The following is a 2,658-nucleotide window of genomic DNA, read 5'->3' as shown; positions in this document are numbered from 1 at the left end:
CCCCATCATCCAGGCTTGTTGCGCCAGCTATATTTGAAAAATCACCTGTCCATTGGCTGTTAAAACCTTGCGCCACATCAATGACGACTTTGCCACTGCCCTCGCTTTCTTGAAACACCAATCCCTCCAGATAAGAGAAGGCGATTAAGGTCGTGGGGCTGTTGGCAGTGTTGCTGCCGCTGACGGTAATCGTGCACGGTGCGTAAGGGGAGTTGGAAGTCAGTTCCAGCGTGCAACTGGCTCCAGGGGCCACACTGGTGCAATTGCTATCGTCAACGGACAGATTAGGGCAGGCTGCCTTATTGCTGACTGTAATTGCATTGGCATTCACGGCACTGCCCGCATCATTGGTGACCTCTAAAGAAAGCACTGTTCCTGATACTGCAACGACCCTGCTTTGTTGTACAGGGTTGGTGATACTTATTTGCGGTTGGCTGGTCACCGTCACATCGACATTCACTGTGTTGGTATTGTCTCCGGCGATAGGAATAGTCGTTGGTCCTTCTTGTGTGCCTGAAGCAAAAGTAATCGTACAGCTTGCCCCAATTGCAAGGCTCGCCCCACACGTCGTGCTTTGTACGCTGATGTTACTGCCTCCTGGAATGGTTGCAACTACATTCTCTGCCGCAACCGGAGAGCCTGCATTATTGGTCACGGTGACATCGCCGGTTGAATTTTCAGCAAACAGTAATGTGGTCGGATTAACACTGATGGTGGCCATTGGTACGGGCGTGACGGTCACTGCAACAGTTGCAGTGTTGGTGTTGCTGCCGCTGATGCCAACGTTAGTTGGGCCTTCCGCTGCGGGGGCAGTAAAGGTAATCGTACAGCTTGCCCCAATTGCAAGGCTCGCCCCACACGTCGTGCTTTGCACGCTGATGTTGCTGCCCCCTGGAATGGTTGCGGCCACATTCTCTGCCGGTTCTGGCGAGCCCATACTGTTGGTTACAGTGACTAACCCATTATTTCCCGCAACAAAATTTAAAGAAGACGGGTTCACCGTAATCGTAGCCCCTGTTGCAGGACCACGGGTAATGCGCAAAATATTGGCGCTACTGGGCCGATAACACTGATTCAGGTTTCCTTGTTGACAAACCACGGGGCCATCCGTAATCGGACTGCTTAACTGGCTACCGTTTATCTGTAAAGACAGTATGCAGGAATTTTTGCCTCTGAGAACAAAAGGATTGCCGCACACATTGAGCCCCGCGGTGATTTGCGTCACGCCACGAATGGGCTGCATGGCTAAGGTGTGTGGCCTGCTGGATTGATTGGTGACTCGGTATTGCACCATGGCCGTACCATTGGCAGGCACGGTAATCGTGGTGGGCATCAGTGGCTCAAAGGTCCACAATGGAGTCCCTGCACAAGCCGTTGTAATCATGAATCCTAACCACAAGAAAGCCAGTATTCTCTTTAAAAAAATTTTGTTGCTGTATCGTAGCATGACCTTTGTCCTTATGCGATGTAAGTCAAATTAAACAAAACCCCATTGGTGTAGAGGTGATTAAGGGCTAATCCCGTGTTTAGGCTCTGCCCCAAAGCACGACCCAGTTCGCTTTTACCCCAGTCGGCAAACTCATAACCAACCCCCAATTGCCAATGTTCGCTAATGGATTTTTGCACCCCAGCACCCAGCGTGTAGGTGAAAGCGGTTTTTGTGTGGTCTTCAAAGTTGTTATTAGGAAGCGCCTCAAAAATCAAAGGCGTATTCGTAAAATCATGAGCGCGGTTAAACCCCACCCCAAGACTTGCGCTCACCCAGGGCATGACCCAATAGCCTTTATCAAGCAACAGCTTGCCTTTTACTGCTACGCGAGAGTTTCGGACTTTGTAAAGGTAGCTGTAATTATCAAATTGAGGGTCGGCATCATCCCATATCACGCCCTGAAGTCTGGCATTGCCAGTAGTGGCAGCTGCCAATCCCAATTGCCCCAGCCATTGAGAAGTCAATTCTTTTTGTATGCCAACAAACAGTTCACCCGAGGCAATGGCATTAGTCGATTTTCTAGCCGCATAGGTCTTTTCAATCTCTGGCGCCAAATAAAAAGTCTGTGTCTCACCGCCTCTTGCCCAAACGGGCCCCGCGGCTATTGAAGCAACCCAGGTCCAGTCTTTGGAGGGAATAACAGGCCCCATGGTACCCGCAAATGCTGTGCTTCCCAGCACACTGACTGTTGCTATAGAAAGAAATAAACGATACTTCATAAGCGCTCCTTGCAAAGTAAAACGAGTCATTAAGTGAAAATAGTAACCAGTCAGCGGCAATCGATTGGAATAACAAGAGAATGAAGGCAGAAACGTACCCCATAGGATTTAAGAAGAGCAACGAGATGAAACAAGCCCCTAAGTAAAGGAAAGAAACACAATAAAATATAATGGAGTAAAATGAAAATAAGGAAAAATCTAGTGCTGATTGCTGATTGCTGATTGCTGATTGCTGATTGCTGATTGCTGGCAATGGTCCTGTTATCGGACTCTATGGGCAATCCATTTTTGATATCTAATAAATAGTTCATTCCCTGCACCAGCATCCTATATGTTATTTAATATTGAAAAACTATTTCAAATTATGATACTTTGTTACTGATTGAAAATCAAAAAAATTCCTTCAATTTTTATTCCTCAAACTTGCCCCAAACATTACGCGACAGTGAC

3 protein-coding genes are annotated in these 2,658 nt (G+C 47.8%); all 3 read right to left on the bottom strand.

Annotation, left to right across the window (positions count from 1 at the left end):
* Window positions 1-1,198, bottom strand: a 1,198-nt coding sequence (locus ELY15_RS16495; protein ID WP_233586841.1) for a hypothetical protein, incomplete at its 3' end; no start/stop codon positions are given.
* A 260-nt stretch (window positions 1,199-1,458) separates the two neighbouring features.
* Entirely contained in the window at window positions 1,459-2,208 is a 750-nt protein-coding gene (locus ELY15_RS15075) for an outer membrane protein (protein WP_058453026.1), read from the bottom strand.
* Between the two features lie 50 nt (window positions 2,209-2,258).
* The gene (locus ELY15_RS15070; RefSeq protein ID WP_127101467.1) at window positions 2,259-2,519 is read right to left on the bottom strand and encodes a hypothetical protein; all 261 of its coding nucleotides are present in this window, start codon (window positions 2,517-2,519) and stop codon (window positions 2,259-2,261) included.
* Window positions 2,520-2,658 lie beyond the last annotated feature (139 nt).

The sequence above is a fragment of the Legionella sp. km772 genome, assembly GCF_003989735.1.
In the GTDB taxonomy this organism is placed as follows: domain Bacteria; phylum Pseudomonadota; class Gammaproteobacteria; order Legionellales; family Legionellaceae; genus Legionella.
This window is presented reverse-complemented; position numbering and strand designations above follow the sequence as displayed.

Coding starts and splice junctions, on each gene's coding strand:
- ELY15_RS15070 (WP_127101467.1), bottom strand. CDS start 2,519: ATGAACTATTTATTAGATATCAAAAATGGATTGCCCATAGAGTCCGAT.
- ELY15_RS15075 (WP_058453026.1), bottom strand. CDS start 2,208: ATGAAGTATCGTTTATTTCTTTCTATAGCAACAGTCAGTGTGCTGGGA.